Raw genomic sequence first — 20,655 nt, 5'->3', positions numbered from 1 at the left:
CGCAAACGCTTCACGTGTTTTACGCCGGCGAGAGGCGGAAGAAGGAATCCCACTGTGCCGGGAATACCGGCTTGTTGAAAGACAAGAAAGGGGCTGCCGCGAAATTGCGGCAGCCCCTTGCCGAACTTTAATGAAATCTTACCTGGAGGAACTATGAAAGAACTGAACAGCACAAAAGACTATATTGCCTCGCCGGAGCTGCTGCGGGTGGCGGAAATCGCCCGGGCGCTTCAAAAGCCCCTGCTCATCAAGGGCGAACCGGGAACCGGAAAAACCATGCTGGCCCAGGCGGTGGCGGAGTCACTGGGGATGGAGCTGATGGTGTGGAACATCAAGTCCACCACCAAGGCGCAGGACGGACTGTATGTTTACGATACTGTGGCCCGCCTGTATGACAGCCAGTTTGGCGAGTCCGGCGTCAACGACATTCGGAAATACATCAAGCTGGGGAAAATGGGGGAGGCCTTCCGTGCGGGAGAGCAGGTGGTCCTGTTGATTGACGAGATCGATAAGGCCGATCTGGAGTTTCCCAACGACCTTTTGTGGGAGCTGGACCGCATGGAGTTTTATATCCCGGAGACAAAGGAAACTGTCCGGGCAAAGCACCGCCCCATCGTCATTATCACTTCCAATGCGGAAAAGGAGCTGCCGGACGCCTTTTTGCGCCGCTGCATCTTCCACTATATCGCCTTCCCCGACGCGCCTATGATGGAAAAGATTGTGCGTGCCCACTATCCGGATCTGGACAGCCAGCTTTTGGGGCAGGCATTGGAGCAGTTTTACGCCCTGCGGAGCCGCAGCCTGCAAAAAAAACCCTCTACCAGCGAACTTTTGGACTGGGTGCAGGCCCTGAGCATCGGCGGCGTGGACCCGGAGCTGCTGCGCAAAACGCTGCCCTTTGCGGGTGTTCTGCTGAAAAAAACAGAGGATATGGATGCCATTGGGCGGCGGTGAGCGGATGTTTACGGGATTTTTTTACGCCCTGCGCCGACACGGGCTGGACGTATCCTTAAACGAATGGCTTACGCTGATGGAGGCGCTGCGTCTGGGGCTGCACGACTCCCAGCTGACCGATTTTTACCGGCTGTCCCGCTGTATTCTAGCCAGAAGCGAGGCGGACTTTGACCGGTTTGATTTGGCTTTTGCAGAGTATTTCCACGACGTGGAGTCCGTTCAGGAGCTGCCGGAGGAGTTTTTGAGCTGGCTGGCGGAGGCGGCGGCGCAGCGAGAAATTGACAAGGATGCGGTAGACGCCCAATTTGGCGGCGGCCTGAACCTTGAAGAACTGAAAAAAATGCTGGCGGAGCGCCTTTCCGAGCAGACGGAACGCCACGACGGCGGCAGCAAATGGGTAGGAACCGGCGGAATTTCTCCCTTTGGCCACGGGGGCTATAACCCCGCGGGAATACGGATCGGCGGGCCGGGGCGGCACAGAAGCGCCGTGCAGGTGGCCGCGGAGCGGGACTATCGGGATTTCCGGCAGGATGCGGCGCTGGAGCTGCGGCAGTTTCAAATGGCGTTTCGCCGTCTGCGGAATCTGACGGTAAAAGGGGACGGGCCCAAGGATCAGCTGATGCTGGACGAGACAGTGCAGGCCACCTGCGACAGCGGTGGCTTTTTGAAGCTGAAATTCGACCGGCCCCGGAAAAACGACGTGCGGCTGCTGCTTTTGTTTGACTCCGGCGGTTCCATGTGGTCCTATTCCCGCCTGTGCGCAAGGCTTTTCCACGCGGTCCACGAGGCCAGCCATTTTAAAGAGCTGAAAACCTATTATTTTCACAACTGTGTGTACGACGATCTGTTTACCACCCCGGAGTGCTATTACAGGGAGAGTGAGGGCACAAACGGCGTGCTTTCAAAGCTGAATTCCTCGTGGAAAGTCCTGTTCGTGGGGGACGGGGCCATGGCCCCGGAGGAGCTTTTGAGACAGGGCGGAAGCCTCGACTATTATAGGACGAATCAGGACCCGGGCATTGTCTGGCTCCGGCGCTTTGCAGAAAAATCGGCCCACACGGCCTGGCTGAATCCCGTCCCTCAGGAGCTGTGGGACTATACCAGAGGCAGCCACACCATCCGCAGAATCCGTCAGGAAATTCCCATGTTCCCGTTAAGCATCGACGGGTTGGACGCCGCTTTGCACCACCTGATGGCTCCCCGCTAGACAATTTGGAAGATACCTGTGGTCGAAAATTGTGGACGGTAAAAAGTTCTTATGCAGCGGGATATGCATAAATGCAAAAAAGCATACAGAGGAGAAACGTCAAAACGCACAATAAACTATCTGGCTTATAGCAAAGATGCTGTGAGATTTCGAGGAATAGCGGAGTTTCCACAAATAATTATACATTCATTGTGGAAAAGTATTGACATTATGCACCCGGCATGATAAGGTATAGCAAGCCTCGGGGAGGAAGCTTTTTTTCCCCGGAACGAGAGAATAACGCCCCTTGAGCGGGCAAGCAGATTTTGGAAAAGGATGCGAATATGATGAAAAAGTTTTTTGCACTTGCGCTGAGCCTTGCAATGGTTCTGTCCCTTGCAGCCTGCGGGAATTCCGGCGGGTCTGCCGGTTCCTCCGCACCTTCCGGGTCCGTCGGCAGCAGCTCCGGTTCCGCTGAGGCCGGTATCCAGACGGTGACGCCCGGCAAGTTGACCGTGGCCACCTCTCCCGACTTCGCCCCTTATGAGTTCTACGCCATCGACGAAAACGGCGATGCCCAGCTGGCGGGCTTTGATCTGGCGCTGGCCGGATACATCGCCGACTATCTGGACCTGGAGCTGGAGATCGTCCCCATGGACTTTGACGGCGTGCTGGCTGAGCTAAATGCCGGAAACGTGGACCTGGGCATCTCAGGCCTCAGCCCCGACCCCGACCGGATGGAAGCCATGGACTTCTCCGACATTTACTACGCAGGCGGCCAGTCTCTGGTGGTCACCCAGGCCAACAAGGACAAGTGGGCATCTCTGGCAGATCTGAACGATCCCTCTTTGTCCATCGGTGCGCAGCTGGGCTCCATCCAGTATAAGCTGGCGGCTGAGAACACGCCCGACGCCGACATCATCCAGCTTGCCAAGGTGACCGACGTGGTTTCCGAGCTGCTGGGCGGCAAGCTGGACGCCGGTTTTATTGAGACTGTGGTGGCCGAGAGCTATGCCAAGAACTATCCCGACCTGTATGTGGCCTTCGATGTGCCTTATGAGGTGGAGGGTTCCGCTGTGGGCGTGCAGAAGGGCAATGCGGCCCTGCTTGCGGGCGTGAACGAGGCCGTTGCCGCCGCACTGGCGGACGGCTCTATGGACGACTTTGTGGCCACCGCCAACGAGCAGGCAGGCGGCAACATTCACGAAGGCTTGCTGGAAGGCGGCGCTTCCTCTGCCGCCGCTTCTTCTCAGGCAGGCTGAGATTTATTCGCAATAACCGTGATTCCTCCCCCCATTCCGGCGGGGAGGAATTGCGCCGTTCCCAGGGTTGCCATCCCCATCATTATCCGAAAGGAGCCCCATGATGAATGTCTCCAAAGCGGGCTTTGAAGCCGTATTCCAGTATTCCGGTATGTTTAAGGAAGGAATGCTGTGCACCATCTATCTTTCGTTTTTTACCGTCATTCTGGGCTTTGTGCTGGCTTTGGTGCTGGCCGTCATGCGCATGTCCGACATCAGGCCGCTGCGGTTTCTGGCGCTGGATCATCAGGGCCGTCTGCGGGAGCAGGGGTTTCTATTTGCCCTGAGCCGGATTAACCCCGTCAGCTTTATCGCCACGGTCTACGTCGAGATTTTCCGGGCCACGCCCCTGTTGGTGCAGCTATTCATCGTGTATCAGGTGCTGTTCCACAAGGATGTGATCAACCTGCCCGCGGTGACCGTCCTGGGCTTTGTAAAGCTGAACCGTTTTCTCCCCGGCGTGGTGGCGCTGGCGCTGAACTCCGGCGCGTATGTGTCCGAAATCATCCGGGCGGGCATTCAGTCGGTTGAAGGGGGGCAGACGGAGGCCGCCCGCTCTCTGGGCCTCACACAGGGCCAGAACATGCGTTACATCGTGCTTCCTCAGGCCATTAAGAACATACTGCCTGCCATCGGCAATGAGTTTGTCACCATTATCAAGGAATCCGCCGTTACCTTTACCATCGGTGTGGCGGACCTGATGGCGGCGGTGAAGGCGGCGCAGGCGGGCTCCTTCCGGATTCTGGAGCCGCTGCTGGTGGTGGCCGCGCTCTATTTCTGCCTGACATTCCCCACCAGCAAGATCATTGCGCACTTCGAGAGGAGGATGAGACGTGGCGACAAGCGGTAGTCTGATCCGGGTCACCGGACTGAAAAAATACTACAACAAGGGCGCCATTAAGGCCCTTGACGACGTGACGGTGGACATCAACCGGGGCGATGTGATGGTGGTCATCGGCCCCTCTGGCTCGGGAAAATCTACATTTCTGCGCAGTCTGAACCTGCTGGAAGCGCCCACAGACGGGTCCATTGTCTTCGACGGGGTGGATATCACCAAGTCCCATGTGAAAACCGCGGAGGGGAAGACCGTGCGGCTAAACATCGACGAGCACCGCCAGAAGATGGGCATGGTGTTCCAGCACTTCAACCTGTTTCCCCACAAGACCATTCTGGAAAATATGACACTGGCCCCCATCAAGGTGCGGCACATGAGTCAGGCGCAGGCGGAGGAAAAGGCTCTGACCCTGCTGGAGCGCGTCGGATTGAAGGACCGGGCGGGTGCATATCCCATTCAGCTCTCCGGCGGACAGAAACAGCGTGTGGCAATTGTGCGCGCCCTTGCCATGGAGCCGGAGGTAATGCTGTTCGACGAGCCTACCTCTGCGCTGGACCCGGAGATGGTGGGCGAGGTGCTGGACGTGATGAAGGGGCTTGCCCGGGAGGGGATGACCATGGTGGTGGTCACCCATGAGATGGGCTTTGCCCGAGAGGTGGGCAGCCGGGTGCTGTTCATGGCGGACGGCAAGCTTTTGGAGCAGGGCAGTCCCGAGAATATTTTCAGCAACCCCCAGCATCCCCGCTTGCAGGACTTTTTGAGTAAGGTGCTTTGAAGAAACGACCCCCGCCGGACCGCCGCGCGGCGGTCCGGCGGGGGTTTTTGCCGCTAAGACCTGCTTCGCATGAGGGATGGATTCCAGCGGCGGAATAAAAACAAAACGGGGCGTTTTTGACGCCCTGCAAAAAAGGAGCGATCAAATGACTGGCAATGAAAAGCAAAAGGCGGTTGCCGCCATTGATAAAAAGGCGGAGCTGATTACCCGGACGGCTGACTCCATCTGGGAGTTTGCGGAGCTGTCGTTGCAGGAGGAGCGGTCCGCCGCCCTGTACTGCGAAGTGTTGGAGCGCGAGGGCTTTGCTGTGGAGAAGGGAATTTGCAATATTCCCACGGCTTTTTCCGCGTCCTTTGGCGCGGGGCGGCCTATTATCGGGATTCTGGCGGAATACGACGCGCTGTCCGGTTTGTCCCAAAAGGGGGGAAGCCTTGATCGGGAAGAACTGATTCCGGGCGGCTGTGGACACGGCTGCGGACACAATCTGCTGGGCGCGGGGGCCATGGCGGCTGCGATTGGCGTGAAGGCCTATCTGGAGGAGACGAAGCGTCCCGGCACCGTGGTGCTGTATGGCTGTCCCGGTGAGGAAGGCGGCGCGGCAAAGGCGTTTATGGCCCGGGACGAACTGTGGCGCGGGTTAGACGCAGCGCTGACCTGGCATCCGGAGGACCGGAACGAGGTGGCCACCGGGTCCTCCAACTCCTGCATTCAGGTGCAGTACCGCTTTACCGGCGTTGCCTCTCACGCGGCGGGAAGCCCCGAGCAGGGCCGCAGCGCGCTGGACGCGGTGGAGCTGATGAACATTGGCGTCCAATTTCTGCGGGAGCACATGAGTGACAAGGCCCGGGTACACTATGCCATCACCGATGCGGGAGGGCGCAGCCCCAACGTGGTTCAGCCCCGGGCAACGGTGCTGTACATGGTCCGCTCCAACCATGTGTCCGAGGCAGTTGCGCTGCAAGCGCGGGTAGACCGCATTGCCGAGGGCGCGGCGCTGATGACCGACACCACCTTTGAGCGCACGTTCATTGACGGGCTTGCCGACACCGTGACCAACCACACGTTGGAAAAGCTGCTGTATGAGAATTTCTCTGCGCTGGGGGTTCCCACCCACACGGAGGAGGAGCAGGCCTTTGCCGACAGCCTTGCCAAAACCTACGATGGCGCAAACTATCTGCCAGGCATTGGATGTGATTACGATGCGGAATATTCGGCGAAGGTGAAAACTCTTCGTAATGAAAATGGCGGCGCGATGAACGAGTTTCTCCTGCCGCTGTATCAGGGAGAGGCATTCAAGCCCGGTTCTACCGACGTGGGGGATGTGAGCTGGCAGTGCCCCACGGCACAGATTCACGTCGCCGCCTGGCCCAACGGCTGCCCCGGCCACAGCTGGCAGAATGTCTCCTGTGACAGAACCGCCATCGGTCACAAAGCCGCGGTCCACGCGGGAAAAGTACTGTGCGCCGCTGCCATCGACCTTCTGAACGGTCCGGAAATTCTGGAGGAGGCCAAGGCCGAATTTCTCCGCCGTACGGAGGAGGGCTATACCTGTCCGATTCCGGCCGGAGCCGTGCCCACCGTACCGGATTAAGAGCGCTGCTTTTGGAAAAGCCCGGCTTCGGCCGGGCTTTTCCAACGGAAAAAACGTTGGAAAAAGGCGGCTTTAGCTCAGCAGACAACGTTTGTGAGGTATGACAAATTTACAGTGAAAAGGGGCTTTTTTGTAGCAAGTGTCCTATATATTCTGATTTTGCGTGATTGATTTATGAAAACTGCCGTCGTTTTGGCCGTTGACATTCCGGGGCTGCGCCGCTACAATAAGACCAATCCCATTTGGACCCTGACAGCGGGAGAGCCGAAAAATTTTTGGAAAGGAGCCTGACGGTTATGATGTTTACCAATCGTTTTTATATGGACATGACCGCGTCTGCCAATTGTGCAGAGGCTTCTTTCCCCTGCACGCATTCTGCTTCCAATATGAACATTGTTGCCCTTCTGGACGCCGTTATTGCGGCGTCCATTATTATTATTGCCATTATTGCCGCCAGCCTGATTAGCACCATTCTGGTAGTAGGCCTGTTGCTGGCGATTCTGGTATTGGTACTGGTAGAACTGCTGATTATGGGGAAAGTAAATAGGCGCAGGAGACGAGTTACCGCATGATTTTCGTTACGAAAAGCGGCTGCGCTCTTGGAGCGTAGCCGCTTTTTTGTATAAGCTGAGCGTTCGGGGCGGGAAGAGGACCGGACGGCCGTCGGTCCCGGTCCCGCTGTGGAACAACCGCGAAACGATTTTAAAGGAGATTGTAATGATGAAAAAGAAGAAAGTTTTGAGCTTTGTCCTCGCGGCTGCCATGATGGCCGCCCTCGCCGGCTGCGGCAGCAACGGCGGAACCTCCGCGCCCGCCGCGTCCGGCGGCAGCGCATCCGGCTCCGGTGCCGGGGCAGCGTCCGCAGCCATCAAGATCGGCGGCATCGGGCCTCTCACTGGGGGAGCCGCTACTTACGGGATCGCCACCCGTAACGGCGCGCAGATTGCGCTGGATGAAATCAACGCGCTGGGCGATTTGCAGTTTGAGATGAATTTTCAGGACGACGAAGCCGACCCCGAGAAGGGCGTCAACGCCTATCACACACTTCAGGATTGGGGTATGCAGCTCCTCTACGGCTGCACCACCACCGGCTCCTGCGTCAACGTGGCGGCTGAGACCTATGCCGACCGTTACTTCCAGCTCACGCCCTCCGCTTCCTCCACCGACGTGACCAAGGGCAAGGACAACGTGTTCCAGATCTGCTTTACGGACCCCGGCCAGGGCGTTACCGCCGCGGACTATGTGGCGGAAAAGGCGCTTGCCAAGAAGGTTGCCGTCCTCTATAACAACGGCGACGCCTATTCTACCGGCATCGCCACCGCCTTTGCCGCAGAGGCTGCGGCAAAGGGGCTGGAGGTTGTCTCCACCACTACCTTCCCCGACGACACCAATACGGATTTCTCCGTCCAGCTTGCCGACGCGAAGAACAACGGCGCTGAGATGGTCTTCATGCCCATCTACTACACCCCCGCCTCTCTGGTGCTGAACCAGGCCAAGAGCATGGGCTATTCCCCGATGTTCTTCGGCGGCGATGGCATGGACGGTATCCTGGCCATGGAGGGCTTTGACACTTCTATCGCTGAGGGCCTGATGCTGATGACTCCCTTCAACGCTTCCGACGCGGCTTCTGCCGATTTCGTCGCCAAGTATGAGGCGGCCTACGGCGAGACGCCCAACCAGTTCGCTGCCGACGGCTATGACTGCATCTACGCCATCTATGCCGCCTGCCAGAAGGCCGGTGTGACCGCCGAGATGAGCCACGAGGATGTGTGCGAGGCCATGGTCGCCGCGTTCACTGCCTCCGACTTCAGCGTGGACGGCCTGACCGGCACCGGCATGACCTGGGGCACCAACGGCGAAGTCTCCAAGGCTCCCATGGTGGTGAAGGTTGAGAGCGGCGCTTACGTGACCATGTAATTTCCGGTTTCACGGATGCGAGAACTGGAAGGCCCCTTTGGGGGCCTCCCGGTTTCCGCCGTTCCGGCCGGGAGGATACGGCCTGCCACGGCGGGCCGGGACCTCCTGACCAGAACGCAGAGGGCAGTCCCGTGCCGATTCCGGCGCGGCGGCGCTTTAAATTTTGGAAGGCAGGTATCTCTTGCTATGACGATTCTCTCCAATCTGATTGGCGGCATTGGCCTGGGCAGTATTTACGCGATTATTGCTCTGGGCTACACCATGGTTTACGGCATTGCCAAAATGTTGAACTTCGCCCATGGCGACGTGATCATGGTGGGCGGCTATTTGTGCTTTATCACGGCGTCCTCTCTGGGCTGGCACCCGGTGCCCGCCGTGCTGCTGGCGATTACAGGGTGCACGCTGCTGGGAATTACGGTGGAACGGCTGGCGTATAAGCCGCTGCGCTCCGCCCCCTCTCTTGCGGTGCTGATTACCGCCATCGGCGTGAGCTATTTTCTTCAAAACGCGGCGCTGCTGCTGTGGGGCTCCGACACGAAGATTTTCCCCAACTTCTTTATCATTGGCGGGGAGCGGGGTGTGTCGCTGTTCGACGGGCAGTTGAACATTGCCTATGTGTCCATGATTACGGTGGCGGCGTGCCTTGTGATTATGCTGGCGCTGACCGCGTTTACCGGCCGCACCAAAATGGGCAAGGCCATGCGGGCCGTGTCCGAGGACAAGGGCGCGGCGCAGCTTATGGGCATTGATGTGAATTTCACCATTTCCATGACCTTCGCCATCGGCTCGGGACTTGCCGCCGTGGCGGGGGTATTGATGTGTTCTACCTATCCCACCCTGATTCCTACCACCGGCTCCATGCCCGGAATCAAGGCGTTTACCGCCGCCGTGTTCGGGGGGATCGGTTCCATTCCCGGGGCGCTGCTTGGCGGACTGCTGCTGGGCGTCATCGAAATTTTTGCCCGGGCTTATATTTCTACCGAGCTGTCCGATGCCATTGTGTTCGGTGTGCTGATTGTCGTGCTGCTGGTTCGGCCCACAGGGCTTTTGGGCAAGCAGCTCCGCGAGAAGGTTTGAGGTGAAAGGGATGACTACAAAACTGAAACGCATGGCTCCCTCCACCCGCTCCAGCTTCATCACCTACGCCATGGTGATCTTGGTGTATGCCCTGATGCAGGGGATGCTTTCCGGCGAGGCGCTGACCTCTTCCATGAGGGGCATGCTGGTGCCTGTGTGCGCGTATATCGTCATGGCGGTGTCGCTGAATCTGACGGTGGGCGTGATGGGCGAGCTGAGTCTCGGCCACGCGGGCTTTATGAGCGTGGGCGCGTTCACCGCTGTCATTGCTGCTGCGGCTCTGGAAGGTACAATTGCCGCGGGACCCGTGCGTCTGGCCGTGGCCATGGCGGTGGGCGGTGCGGCCGCGGGACTGGTGAGCCTGATTGTGGTGGTGCCCGTGCTGCGGCTGCGGGGAGACTATCTTGCCATCGTGACGCTGGCCTTTGGCGAAATCATTAAAAATATCATGAATTGCGTGTATGTGGGTCTGGACGCTGAGGGACTTCATTTCGGCATGAGCGCCGCCGCCGTGAATATGGCGGCGGACGGGGAAATGCTGCTGCAAGGCCCGATGGGCGCGGTGGGCATCTCCAAGCTGTCTTCTTTGACCGCGGGCTTCTTGCTCATCATGGTGACGCTTGCCGTGGTGCTGAATTTTATCCATAGCCGGGCAGGCCGGGCAGTGATGGCCCTGCGGGACAACCGCATCGCCGCCGAGTCCGTGGGAATTTCCCCGGCCCGGTACAAGATGATGGCCTTTGTCACCTCCGCGGTTCTGGCGGGGCTGGCGGGGGGACTGTACGCCATGAATTTCTCCTCGATTCTCGCGAAAAAGTTTGACTTTAACACCTCAATTTTGGTGCTGGTGTTCGTGGTGCTGGGTGGCATGGGCAATATCCGGGGCTCCATCATTGCCGCCGCCGCGCTGACAATTCTGCCGGAGCTGCTGCGCCAGTTTGCGGACTATCGGATGCTGGCCTATGCGGTGGTGCTGATTCTGGTGATGCTGTTTACCAACAATCCTGCACTCAAAGCATTTTTTGCCCGCTTTAAGGTTGGGCACTCTGCCGGAAAGGAGGCTGCCTGATATGTTTTCAAAGCTCATACCCGTCCCCTCCGGGGCAATGATTCCGGACCGGGACGCGGACAAAAGCCCCATTCTCGAGTGCATCAATCTGGGAGTCACCTTCGGCGGACTGAAGGCGGTTGAAAATTTCAACCTGACCATCGGGCGCACGGAGATTGCGGGCCTCATTGGTCCCAACGGCGCGGGAAAAACCACCGTGTTTAACCTGTTAACCAAGGTCTATCAGCCCACCAAGGGCACGATTCTGCTGGACGGCAAGGACACCCACGGGATGAACACCATTCAGGTGAACCGGGCGGGCATCGCCCGTACCTTCCAGAATATCCGCCTGTTCTCCAACCTTACGGTGGAGGAAAACGTGAAGGTGGGCATGGACAACGCCATGAGTTACAATATGTGGAGCGGAATTTTCCGCCTTCCTGGATTCTGGAAGGAAGAGAAAGTGGCTCACGACCGGGCCATGGAGCTTTTAAGCATTTTTGACATGCAGGATATGGCCCGCGCCAAGGCCGGGTCCCTGCCCTATGGGGCCCAGCGCCGGCTGGAGATTGTCCGGGCGCTGGCCACCAATCCCGGCCTGCTGCTGCTGGACGAGCCTGCGGCGGGCATGAATCCCTCGGAGACGGCGGAGTTGATGGAGAATATCCGGAAAATCCGGGATACCTTCCAGATTGCTATTCTCCTCATCGAGCACGATATGAGCCTTGTGATGAACATTTGCGAGGGTATTTGCGTGCTGAACTTCGGGCATGTGATTGCCAAGGGCAGTCCCGAGGATATCCAGTCCAACCCCGCCGTGATCGAGGCGTATCTTGGCAAACAGAAGGAGGCGTGAGGGCATGAGCGTTATTTTATCCGCGGAGGACCTGAACGTCTTTTACGGCAGCATTCACGCCGTCAAGGGTGTTTCTTTCGATGTGAACGAGGGAGAAATCGTCACCCTTATCGGAGCAAACGGCGCGGGAAAATCCACCACGCTGAACACCATTGCCGGACTGCTGCACAGCAAAACAGGTTCCGTGACCTTCATGGGCGAGAATTTAGGAAAGATTCCGCCCCACAAGATTGTCTCCCGCGGCATGGCCCTGGTGCCGGAGGGTCGACGGGTGTTTTTGCAGATGAGTGTTCAGGACAATCTGGAAATGGGGGCCTATACGCAAAAGAGTGCAGGAATTGCCGGAGACATGGAGAAGGTTTACGAGCAGTTTCCCCGCTTGAAGGAGCGGCGGCGGCAGGTGGCCGGGACCCTCTCCGGCGGCGAGCAGCAGATGCTGGCTATGGGCCGGGCGTTGATGAGCCATCCAAGGCTTTTGATGCTGGACGAACCGTCCATGGGCCTTGCTCCGCTTCTGGTGGAGCAGATTTTTGAAATTATCCAGCGGCTGAACAAGGCCGGGTCCACCATTTTGCTGGTGGAGCAGAATGCGCAGATGGCCCTCTCCGTTGCCCATCGGGGCTACGTGCTGGAGACGGGAAAAATTGTAACCACCGGTCCAAGCGGCGAGCTTTTGGCGTCTCCCGCCATTAAAAAGGCATATTTGGGAGGCTGACGCGTGCGGCAGTCGCCTCCGTGGTTTTGGGAGAGCCGGGAGACAGCCCGCAGTAATCACCGCCCCTGATGAAGGACTTCATCAGGGGCGGTTTTCTAATTTTTTCGATGCAGGGGCGGGGTCGTATAAAAATTACAGAGTTTGGAATTTTTTGCATATAAAAGTGGAAAATATTACGTCAACCAGGCAGTGCACACTATTGCGAAGAGGGCCGTTTTGAAGTAAAATAACATGCAAGAGTGAATATTATTGCAGCTCTCCGCCAAGGGTCGGCCGACCGCTCCGGACGGCGGGGAAGTGAAAGACTGAGATAGAACGGAGATCACCCATGACGACACAGCGGAGGAAACAGAGCCGACAGGACCGGAGGGGCGGCAGTGTCCGCACATTGTATCCGGTGTGGAGGGGCGGACGATGACACAGACCTGCAACACACTGCTGCTGGTGGACGATATGCAGATTAACCGGGCCATTCTCTCTGCGATGTTCGAGGGAGAATACGAGATTTTGGAGGCGGAGGACGGCACACAGGCACTGACGCTGATGCGCCGGAACCGGCAGAAAATTGCAGCCGTACTGCTGGATTTGCTGATGCCGGTAAAGGATGGATACGCGGTGCTGCAAGAGGCGGCGGGGGATGAGGACCTCTCCCGTATCCCCATCATCGTCATTACCGCAGACCACACGCCTGAAAGCGAGGTTCGGGTGTTTGACCTGGGGGCGACGGATATTATTATCAAGCCCTTTGAGGCCCGGCCCGTCAGGCGGCGGATACAAAACGCCGTGGAGCTTTACCGTCATAAGCTCCATTTGGAGGAGCTGGTGGCGGAGCAGGCCGCCCGCATCCGGGAGTCAAACACCGCGCTGATCGACGGACTTTCCTCCGTCATTGAACACCGGAGTCTGGAGTCCGGGCAGCACATTCGCCGCATCCGGGGCTTTACCCGGATTTTGCTGCGGGAGCTGGCGCAGGAGCATCCCGAATACGGAATGAATGAACATACCATTGATGTGATTGCCAGCGCCTCCACGCTGCACGACATCGGAAAAATCGCCATTCCCGACGCGGTATTGAATAAGCCCGGCCGCCTGACGCCGGAGGAATTTGAGGTGATGAAGACCCATACCGTCAAGGGCTGCGAGATTTTGGCGGGTTTGGACCGGATGAGCGATCCGGAGTATCTAAGCTATGCCTACAATATCTGCCGGTATCACCACGAGCGGTGGGACGGCAAGGGATATCCGGAGGGACTGCGGGAGAACAATATCCCCATCTGCGCGCAGGTGGTGGCGGTGGCGGACTGCTTTGACGCGCTGACCACAGACCGGGTGTATAAGCAGGCGATTCCGGAGGAGGAGGCCTGCGACATGATCCTGCGGGGAGAGTGCGGCGCGTTTTCCGAGGAGCTTTTGGAATGCTTTAAAACCGCCCAGCCGGAGTTTTTTGAGCTGGCCCGGAAATATGCCGACGGGCTGCGCCCGGCGGACGCGGGCGCAGAGGAGATGCCCCGGCCCGTCCGTGCTTTCTCAGGAACCCGGACGGCCCGGAGTCAGGACAAGCTCTCTGCCATCTTCCGCCACCTGAACGCCACGGTGTTGGAACTGGACTGGAACGCGGGGAGCTATCGCCTGCTTTATCAGGCGGACCACAATTTTTCTGTGTTTCTCCAGAAGCGGACCGTGGACGACGCGGGGGCTGTGTTTGTGCAGTCCTGCGTCCATCCGGAGGACCGGGAGAAAGCCTCGGCCCAGGTGGACGGGGTGTATCACCGCTTTTTTACGGAAGGATCCTTGGAGGATTCCAGCCGGTATCGCGTTTTGGACCGGGACACCGGGGAATACGTCTGGTACAGGAGCACGGTGCTGCGCCTTGGTTCGGATGACCCACGGCGCTGTCAGGGTCTGGCGGTGTGGCGCAGGGAGACGAACAGGGCGGAGATGGGGGCGAGACAGATGCGCTTGCCTGAGAAAGCAGAGAAGCCAGGCGCACTTTATAATCGGCTTCCCACCGCACTTCTGCGGCGCAAAAACGACCGGGAGCTCACGGTTACCCATATGAACCGTGGCTTTTTGCACCTGACCGGCTATACGGAGGAGGAGTTTGCCGTCCGGTTTCAAAACCGCATGGTCTGCCTGCTGGAGCCGGTGGACCGGGACCGAATGCTGGCGCATAGCAGCAGGCAGCTGGCAGTAGGGCGCGAGCTGCATTTGGAATATCGCATGCACAGCGCCGACGGGCACACAGTGTGGGTCTTGGAGGACAGTGTTCTGCGCCGGGAGGCCGACGGACGGGAATATTTTCAGTGCGTGCTGACGGATGTCACGGCCCAAAAACGAGTGCAGGAGGACCTGCGCCAGTGTCTGGAGCGGTATCAGGTGGCCGCCCAGCGAGAGGGCAGCATTGTCTTTGAGTGGAATGTAGCCACGGACCGCTTTTTGACCTCTGGAAACTGGGAGCTGAAGCTGGGCTATCAGCCCCGGAGCTATCTTCAAAAGGCGCTGAAGAGCAACACCCGCATTTATCCTCTGGATATGAAAAATATCCTGCGGGCGATTCAGTCCATCCGGGACGGTGCCCTGCGGGAGGAGGAGGAATTTCGCCTGATTGCCGCTGATGGGCGGTATCGCTGGCAGCGGGCCAAGGCTGCGGTGCAGCTTGGAGGCGACGGAAGGCCCTGCCGGGTGATTGGCGTTATTTCGGATGTGGAGGAGGAAAAGCGGGCGGCACAGGAGTTGGCGGACCAGTCGAAACGGGACGGGCTGACCGGGCTGTTTCACAAGGAGGTGGCCCGGGAGAGAATTGATATTCGCCTTGCTGCCATGGAGGAATCCGAAACTGCCGCTATGCTGGTGCTGGATGTGGACGGGTTTCGCCGCGTGAACGACCGGTACGGTCACATTTTTGGCGACGCCGTGCTTTCGGAGCTGGCAGGCGTGGTGAAGCGGACATATCGGGATGGTGAGATTGCTGCCCGGATTGGCGGGGATGTGTTTTTAGTCTTTCTGCCGTCAGTTTTTTCCCAGAGCTCTGTCTTGGACGGGGCGAACCGGCTTTTGGAGGCGTGCGAAAACGTAATGCGGTACTCCGGACGGCCGATTTCGTGCAGCGTGGGCGTTGCGATGGCTCCAGCCCACGGACAGGACTGCGAAACGCTGCTTCAGTGCTGCGGTCATGCCCTCTGTCAGGCAAAGGAAACCGGAGGCGGCATTGCCGTGCTGGGCGAACCAGATTTTTCCGCTGAAATCGGGGAGACTGGGGAAGTGCCCTACGCCGAGATTGACCCGGAGACGGACGTTCAAATGGGCCTGTCCCGTATTCTGGGTGAAATTTTGCGGGACTGCCGCCTGTCCGGCGGCACGGAGGAAGCTGTGGCCGGTGCGCTGGAGAAGCTGGGTCGGCTGTTCCATGTGAGCCGGGTATATCTTTACGAGAGCTCGGCGGACGGCGAATATTGCTTTAATACCTTTGAGTGGTGTGGCGAGGGGGTTGCCCCAATGCGGGCAGCTCGACAGGGGATCCGCTGTCGGAGCATGGACGTGTACTGCCGCCAGAGCTTTGATGCACGTGGAATTTTCCTCTGCCGTGAAGCGGAGACGCTGCCAACCGCTCACCGAAAGCTGCTGGAGGAGCGAAGCGCCTGCTCCATCCTCCGCTGTGCGGTAAGGGAAAACGGGTGTCTTCTTGGCTTTTTGGGCTTTGACGACTGCCAGTTCCATCGATCCTGGACCAAAATGCAGGCCGAGGCCCTGAGCCTTGGCGCAAAGGTCATTTTTACGCTCCTGACGCAGAGCCGCGAACCCGGGGAACTCCGGGAAACCGCGGAAAAGGACTGGATTTAAAAAAGCAGGGCAGCCTTTCGGCTGCCCTGCTTTTTCAATTCCCGAAAAAAACGCCCCGGTATTCATTTTTTTAAAACCTCGCTGCGGATATAGGCAAAGGCGGCGTCCTCACCCTCATCCTTCAGCCTTGTCAGCATGGTTTCCAAAAGGTCGGCAGTCTTTGAATTTAAAATCGTATGAGATTTTGAGTGCTGAAAAAACCGCCACGGGTCCGCGTTCTCAAAGGCGGCGCCCCGGTAAATCCGGCTGGCGGCGTATCGGTCGCAGAACATCTCCGCCACGTATTTTACGGGCATCTCCACCCCCACCACGCCAAAGTCACCGTCTTCTTTCTGTCCGTAGTCGGTCCAGTATTCCAGATGGTGGCGGTTGCGGGACTTATGGTGAATCCAGGCGCTGGAATAGCCCCTTTCCCGCCGCTCCGCGTCGTTGGGACTGCGGTCCCCCTGATAATATTTCACGCCGATCCAAAATTCCTGGGGAGAGTATTTGGACAGGTCGTGGGTCAGACCCTGCCAGTACAGCCCCAAGCGGAAGCAGTATTTACACACCAGTGCGCGATGATGGTTGACCGTATGTAGATGGGCAAAAAAGCGCAAAATAGTCACCTCGGAACTCTTAAAGCAAATTGTTAAAATCAGTTTATCACGGTTTTGCAAAAAAAACGAGAGAAATTTTCGCATAAACCTGCCGCCTTGGCAAACACTTGAAAAGAGGGGGGAGCGCAGATGGTGGATGCGGCGTTTTTTGGGGGAGGCGCGGCAGCCCCCGTGCCTCTTCCGGCGGGGGTGGAGCGGCCCCAAACGGTTCGGGCACTGACGGAAAAGCGGTGGGAAGTGTTGTCGCTCTCGGCGGAGGGCTGCCGGCAGCTTTCAGATGCACCGGAGGCGGTGTGTGCCTGCGGCACCGTTCTGCTGCCAAGCGAGTGGACAGGCCTCGCTTCCCGGCAGATTCGGGCGGAACGGGTGGTAAGCTGCGGTTTGTCCGCCCGGGACAGCCTGACCTTTTCCAGTATGGGGGACCGGGACGGGGTGGTGTGCGTCCAGCGGGCGCTGCTTCGGCCGGACGGCGGGCAAGTGGAGCCGCAGGAGCTTCCTCTGGATTGTCCCGGCGGGCAGACGGAGGATTTATTGACGGTTGTCGGGCTGGGGCTTCTGCTGTAAACAGCCGGGCTTACCGTCATTAAAGCACAAAAGAAAACATGCCGCTTTTTCAAGGCCGCTTGAACCGCGGGGGGCGCGAGCACTTCATGCGGACTTGCGCCCGTAAAGGTACAGAGAGAGTAAACATGAAAAACGTCCCCGGCGCGGACATCAGCCGCGCCGGGGATGTTTTAACTGCAAGGCAAATTTGAATAGGCCGAAGCCCGAAACGGTTTTTGCCGTCAAAAGGGTGAAAGGCTGGGCTTACTGCTGATACTCGAATTCATAGTCGTAGAGGGAAACGGTGTCGCCATCATGAATGCCCATTTCCTCCAGCCGCTGATAAAGACCCGAATCCCGCAGGGTCCTGTCGAAATACATCCGGCTTTCGTAGTCGTTCAGGTTCACGTTGCTCATCAGCCGCTGGAGCCACGGGCCGTCCACCACCCAAATGCCGTCGTCCGTGCGCTGAATGTCCAGCGGCTGGGAATAGTCGATCACGGGGGGACGGGGGACGTACTCCGGCTCGTACACGACGATGGGAGGTAAGGTGGAAAGCTGCTCACTCACCTTATTCATCAGCCCGTCCACGCCCTGATGGGCCGCGGCGGAAATCTCAAACAGGGGATACCCCAGCTTTTCAACGTGCTTACGCAGCCGCTCCAGATTTTCCGGATCCTCCATCACGTCTATCTTGTTGGCGGCCACAATCTGGGGCCGCTTTTCGAGGTCGGCGCTGTACTGGATCAGCTCGGCGTTGATGGCGTCAAAGTCCTCCACAGGGTCCCGCCCCTCACTGCCGGATACGTCTACCACGTGGATCAGCAGGCGGCAGCGGTCGATGTGGCGCAGAAAATCGTGCCCCAGGCCCGCGCCCTCGCTGGCCCCCTCGATGATGCCGGGAATATCCGCGAGTACAAAGGACCGGCCCTCGCCGACGTATACTACGCCAAGGTTCGGGGAGAGGGTGGTGAAATGATAGTTGGCAATTTTGGGCTGGGCACGGCTCACCACGCTCAGCAGTGTAGATTTTCCCACGTTGGGAAAGCCCACTAAGCCCACATCCGCCAGCAGCTTCAGCTCCAGCAGGATATCATGGCTCTGGCCGGGAGTTCCGCCCTTGGAGAAGCGGGGAATCTGCCGGGTGGGGGTGGCAAAGTGGGAGTTGCCCCAGCCGCCCCGTCCGCCCTTGCACAAAACATAAGGCTTTCCGTTGGACATATCCTTGATAATTTCGCCGGTTTCCGCATCCCGCACCAGAGTGCCCCGGGGAACCTTAATGGTCAGATCCGCCCCGTCTTTTCCGGACTTGCGCGCGCCCTGACCGTCCATGCCGTTGGGGGCGGAATACTTTCGCTTGTAGCGGAAGTCCAGCAGGGTGGAGAGGTTGTCGTCCACCTGCAAAATGACGGAGCCGCCCTTGCCGCCGTCCCCGCCGTCCGGCCCGCCCGCAGCCACATATTTTTCACGGTGGAAGGAAACCACTCCGTTTCCGCCGTCGCCTGCCCGCACGGTAATGCGGGCCTTATCAATAAAAGAAGACGCCATAAACTGCCTCGCTTTCTTGTCGGCTGGTCAGCTCCCCGCGTCCGGTGCGTCCCGGAGGTCGGGAGCGGATCAGCCATACTTCCTAGTGTGTCCCGTTCTAAAAAAAGGGCCTCGAACGTCTGCGTTCGAGGCCCTTCCATGGTGTTCGGTTACTGCGCCTCGTAGACGGAGACCTTCTTGCGGTCCCTGCCCAGGTGCTCGAAACGAACCACGCCAGTGGCGGTGGCAAACAGAGTGTCGTCCTTGCCCTTGCCCACGTTGGTGCCGGGATGAATGTGGGTGCCGCGCTGACGAACCAGAATGTTGCCGGCCAGAACCGTCTGCCCGTCCGCGCGCTTCACGCCCAGACGCTGGGCGTTGGAGTCGCGGCCGTTCTTGGTGGAGCCGCCGCCCTTTTTGTGGGCGAAGAATTGCAAGCCAATGTTCAGCATAATGAAGAACCATCCTTTCTTTCAGACTTGTTTTAGATGGAGAGGGGGTCAGCCCTCCAAAACCTCGATATTTTCGGGATACTCGTCGTGAAGCTGGGCGAGATAGACCATCAGGCCGGTCAGAAGCGGCTGACAGCAGTCCTCCAGTTCGGCGGACAGTCCGCCGGGAAGACGAAAGCTGATATCCGCGTCCGCCTCGCTTACTTTCACGCTGGCCGCCAAGCCCAAAACATCGTTAATCGTCGCATCTACCAAACGCACAGCGCTGGTGACGGCGGCACACACGATGTCGCACTCGGCTTCGGCGTATCCGCTGTGTCCCCGGGCGTCGAATCCGCAGATGCGCTCGCCCTCCATATGGAACGTAACGGTGGTCATACCTTAGACAGAGATCTTGCCGATCTCAACCTTGGTGTAAGGCTGACGGTGGCCCTGGCGCTTGCGGTAGCCCTTCTTGGCATTGTACTTGAAGATACGAACCTTCTTGCCCTTGCCGTTTTTGACGATGGTGGCCTCCACGCAGGCGCCCGCCACAACGGGTGCGCCGAAGGTGGCCTTCTCCTCGTCCAGAATGGCGAGAACGCGGTCGAACTTCACGGCGTCGCCGGCTTCGTTGTCCAGCTTCTCGATGAAGACCACGTCACCCTCTGCGACCTTGTACTGCTTGCCGCCGGTTTCAATGATTGCGTGCATATATTTCAACTCCTTCAATACGGGCTCGCTGTCGGGGGCGGCGTCCATGGGACGCACTTTTACCCATTCAAAGCGGCTCACTAATTATAGCGGCCAAATCCGGCCTTGTCAAGCAAAATTGACCCATTTCCGCATATTTTCCGAATCATACAGGGGTTACTGTCTCTCCGGGGCGGAAAATGCGGACAATCTGCGCCTGCCTGATTTCCCAGAGGTTGCCGCAGGCGGTGGGGGAGGCGTGGTCGATGGGGTCAAAGACCCGCTTCCAGCTCTCCAGAATCCGGGCTGTTTCCTCCGGGTATTTCCCGGCGTACCGCCCCTCAAAAAACTCAAAGGAATTGGTAACGCCAATGTTTTGCAGGTGCTTTCGATACGCGGCCTCGTCCGCATCGTCCCAAGGGAGATATCGGTGGTTGAGGACATAGTCCCACTTTGCGTCGTCAAAAAATACGATCCGGTCCTCCGGCACGTCCAGTGCGTAGACCACCGTCCCCTCGATAGGCGGGAGGCAGTTTTTCACGTTGGGTGTGCACCAGATGGACAATTCTGCCCCCTCCGGCTTCGGGACAAGGCGGGAGGCCTCCCGGGCAAACCAGTCGTAGCAGTCAAGGTAATGCTCCGCCATGTCGCCGAAGTGAAGTTGTACGTAAATCCGCTGGTTCACAATGCGCCCGCCATGCTCCAGCATCAGCAAGGTCTTGTCGCTCTGGCGGGTATAAAGACGGACGGTGTTCATGAAAAGCCCC

At 58.5% G+C, this 20,655-nt stretch carries 20 protein-coding genes; 14 read left to right on the top strand and 6 right to left on the bottom strand.

Annotated features, from left to right (window positions below):
* Positions 1 to 153 precede the first annotated feature (153 nt).
* From ABVS15_RS00745 to ABVS15_RS00685, 13 genes are all read left to right on the top strand, one after another.
* Positions 154 to 954, top strand: a complete 801-nt coding sequence (locus ABVS15_RS00745; RefSeq protein WP_369281885.1) for an AAA family ATPase — start codon at positions 154 to 156, stop codon at positions 952 to 954.
* 4 nt (positions 955 to 958) lie between these two features.
* Positions 959 to 2,161: a VWA domain-containing protein gene (locus tag ABVS15_RS00740; RefSeq protein ID WP_369281884.1), complete on the top strand. Its 1,203-nt coding sequence runs from the start codon at positions 959 to 961 to the stop codon at positions 2,159 to 2,161.
* A 326-nt stretch (positions 2,162 to 2,487) separates the two neighbouring features.
* The gene (locus ABVS15_RS00735) at positions 2,488 to 3,402 is read left to right on the top strand and encodes a transporter substrate-binding domain-containing protein (protein WP_369281883.1); all 915 of its coding nucleotides are present in this window, start codon (positions 2,488 to 2,490) and stop codon (positions 3,400 to 3,402) included.
* A 151-nt stretch (positions 3,403 to 3,553) separates the two neighbouring features.
* On the top strand, positions 3,554 to 4,291 hold the full coding sequence (locus tag ABVS15_RS00730) for an amino acid ABC transporter permease (RefSeq protein ID WP_369282199.1): 738 nt from the start codon (positions 3,554 to 3,556) through the stop codon (positions 4,289 to 4,291).
* 19 nt (positions 4,292 to 4,310) lie between these two features.
* Complete coding sequence (locus tag ABVS15_RS00725) at positions 4,311 to 5,051, top strand: amino acid ABC transporter ATP-binding protein (RefSeq protein WP_369282198.1); 741 nt, start codon at positions 4,311 to 4,313, stop codon at positions 5,049 to 5,051.
* Positions 5,052 to 5,196: 145 nt separating this feature from the next.
* A complete protein-coding gene (locus ABVS15_RS00720) occupies positions 5,197 to 6,642 on the top strand; it encodes an amidohydrolase (RefSeq protein ID WP_369281882.1) in 1,446 nt (481 codons plus the stop codon).
* A gap of 296 nt (positions 6,643 to 6,938) precedes the next feature.
* Positions 6,939 to 7,214, top strand: coding sequence for a hypothetical protein (locus tag ABVS15_RS00715; RefSeq protein ID WP_369281881.1), 276 nt, complete (start codon positions 6,939 to 6,941; stop codon positions 7,212 to 7,214).
* A 148-nt stretch (positions 7,215 to 7,362) separates the two neighbouring features.
* Complete coding sequence (locus ABVS15_RS00710; RefSeq protein ID WP_369281880.1) at positions 7,363 to 8,559, top strand: ABC transporter substrate-binding protein; 1,197 nt, start codon at positions 7,363 to 7,365, stop codon at positions 8,557 to 8,559.
* Positions 8,560 to 8,745: 186 nt separating this feature from the next.
* On the top strand, positions 8,746 to 9,636 hold the full coding sequence (locus tag ABVS15_RS00705; RefSeq protein ID WP_369281879.1) for a branched-chain amino acid ABC transporter permease: 891 nt from the start codon (positions 8,746 to 8,748) through the stop codon (positions 9,634 to 9,636).
* Between the two features lie 10 nt (positions 9,637 to 9,646).
* The gene (locus ABVS15_RS00700) at positions 9,647 to 10,705 is read left to right on the top strand and encodes a branched-chain amino acid ABC transporter permease (protein ID WP_369281878.1); all 1,059 of its coding nucleotides are present in this window, start codon (positions 9,647 to 9,649) and stop codon (positions 10,703 to 10,705) included.
* A 37-nt stretch (positions 10,706 to 10,742) separates the two neighbouring features.
* Positions 10,743 to 11,540 carry an ABC transporter ATP-binding protein gene (locus tag ABVS15_RS00695; RefSeq protein WP_369282197.1) on the top strand — a complete coding sequence of 266 codons (798 nt, stop codon included), beginning with the start codon at positions 10,743 to 10,745 and terminating at the stop codon, positions 11,538 to 11,540.
* A gap of 13 nt (positions 11,541 to 11,553) precedes the next feature.
* Positions 11,554 to 12,255: an ABC transporter ATP-binding protein gene (locus ABVS15_RS00690; protein WP_294855896.1), complete on the top strand. Its 702-nt coding sequence runs from the start codon at positions 11,554 to 11,556 to the stop codon at positions 12,253 to 12,255.
* A gap of 414 nt (positions 12,256 to 12,669) precedes the next feature.
* A complete protein-coding gene (locus tag ABVS15_RS00685; protein WP_369281877.1) occupies positions 12,670 to 16,095 on the top strand; it encodes a PAS domain-containing protein in 3,426 nt (1,141 codons plus the stop codon).
* A 62-nt stretch (positions 16,096 to 16,157) separates the two neighbouring features.
* Here the strand turns inward: ABVS15_RS00685 and ABVS15_RS00680 are convergent, their stop codons facing one another.
* Positions 16,158 to 16,703, bottom strand: coding sequence for a DUF5662 family protein (locus tag ABVS15_RS00680; protein ID WP_369281876.1), 546 nt, complete (start codon positions 16,701 to 16,703; stop codon positions 16,158 to 16,160).
* 120 nt (positions 16,704 to 16,823) lie between these two features.
* Here ABVS15_RS00680 and ABVS15_RS00675 point away from each other — a divergent pair, with 120 nt between their 5' ends.
* Positions 16,824 to 17,258, top strand: a complete 435-nt coding sequence (locus ABVS15_RS00675; RefSeq protein ID WP_369281875.1) for a hypothetical protein — start codon at positions 16,824 to 16,826, stop codon at positions 17,256 to 17,258.
* 243 nt (positions 17,259 to 17,501) lie between these two features.
* Here ABVS15_RS00675 and obgE read toward each other — a convergent pair whose 3' ends face one another.
* From obgE to ABVS15_RS00650, 5 genes are all read right to left on the bottom strand, one after another.
* Positions 17,502 to 18,785, bottom strand: a complete 1,284-nt coding sequence (gene obgE / locus ABVS15_RS00670) for a GTPase ObgE (protein WP_369281874.1) — start codon at positions 18,783 to 18,785, stop codon at positions 17,502 to 17,504.
* A gap of 149 nt (positions 18,786 to 18,934) precedes the next feature.
* Entirely contained in the window at positions 18,935 to 19,216 is a 282-nt protein-coding gene (rpmA, locus tag ABVS15_RS00665; protein ID WP_293008744.1) for a 50S ribosomal protein L27, read from the bottom strand.
* A gap of 48 nt (positions 19,217 to 19,264) precedes the next feature.
* Entirely contained in the window at positions 19,265 to 19,594 is a 330-nt protein-coding gene (locus ABVS15_RS00660) for a ribosomal-processing cysteine protease Prp (protein ID WP_293008742.1), read from the bottom strand.
* A gap of 3 nt (positions 19,595 to 19,597) precedes the next feature.
* On the bottom strand, positions 19,598 to 19,909 hold the full coding sequence (gene rplU / locus ABVS15_RS00655) for a 50S ribosomal protein L21 (RefSeq protein ID WP_369281873.1): 312 nt from the start codon (positions 19,907 to 19,909) through the stop codon (positions 19,598 to 19,600).
* A 145-nt stretch (positions 19,910 to 20,054) separates the two neighbouring features.
* Positions 20,055 to 20,645, bottom strand: a complete 591-nt coding sequence (locus ABVS15_RS00650) for a DUF3841 domain-containing protein (RefSeq protein WP_369281872.1) — start codon at positions 20,643 to 20,645, stop codon at positions 20,055 to 20,057.
* Between the last annotated feature and the right edge of the window lie 10 nt (positions 20,646 to 20,655).

It is taken from the genome of Oscillibacter sp. GMB15532 (assembly GCF_041020825.1).
GTDB lineage: Bacteria > Bacillota > Clostridia > Oscillospirales > Oscillospiraceae > Oscillibacter.
Note: the sequence above shows the minus strand (reverse complement) of the source record. Positions and strands in the feature narration are given on the sequence as shown.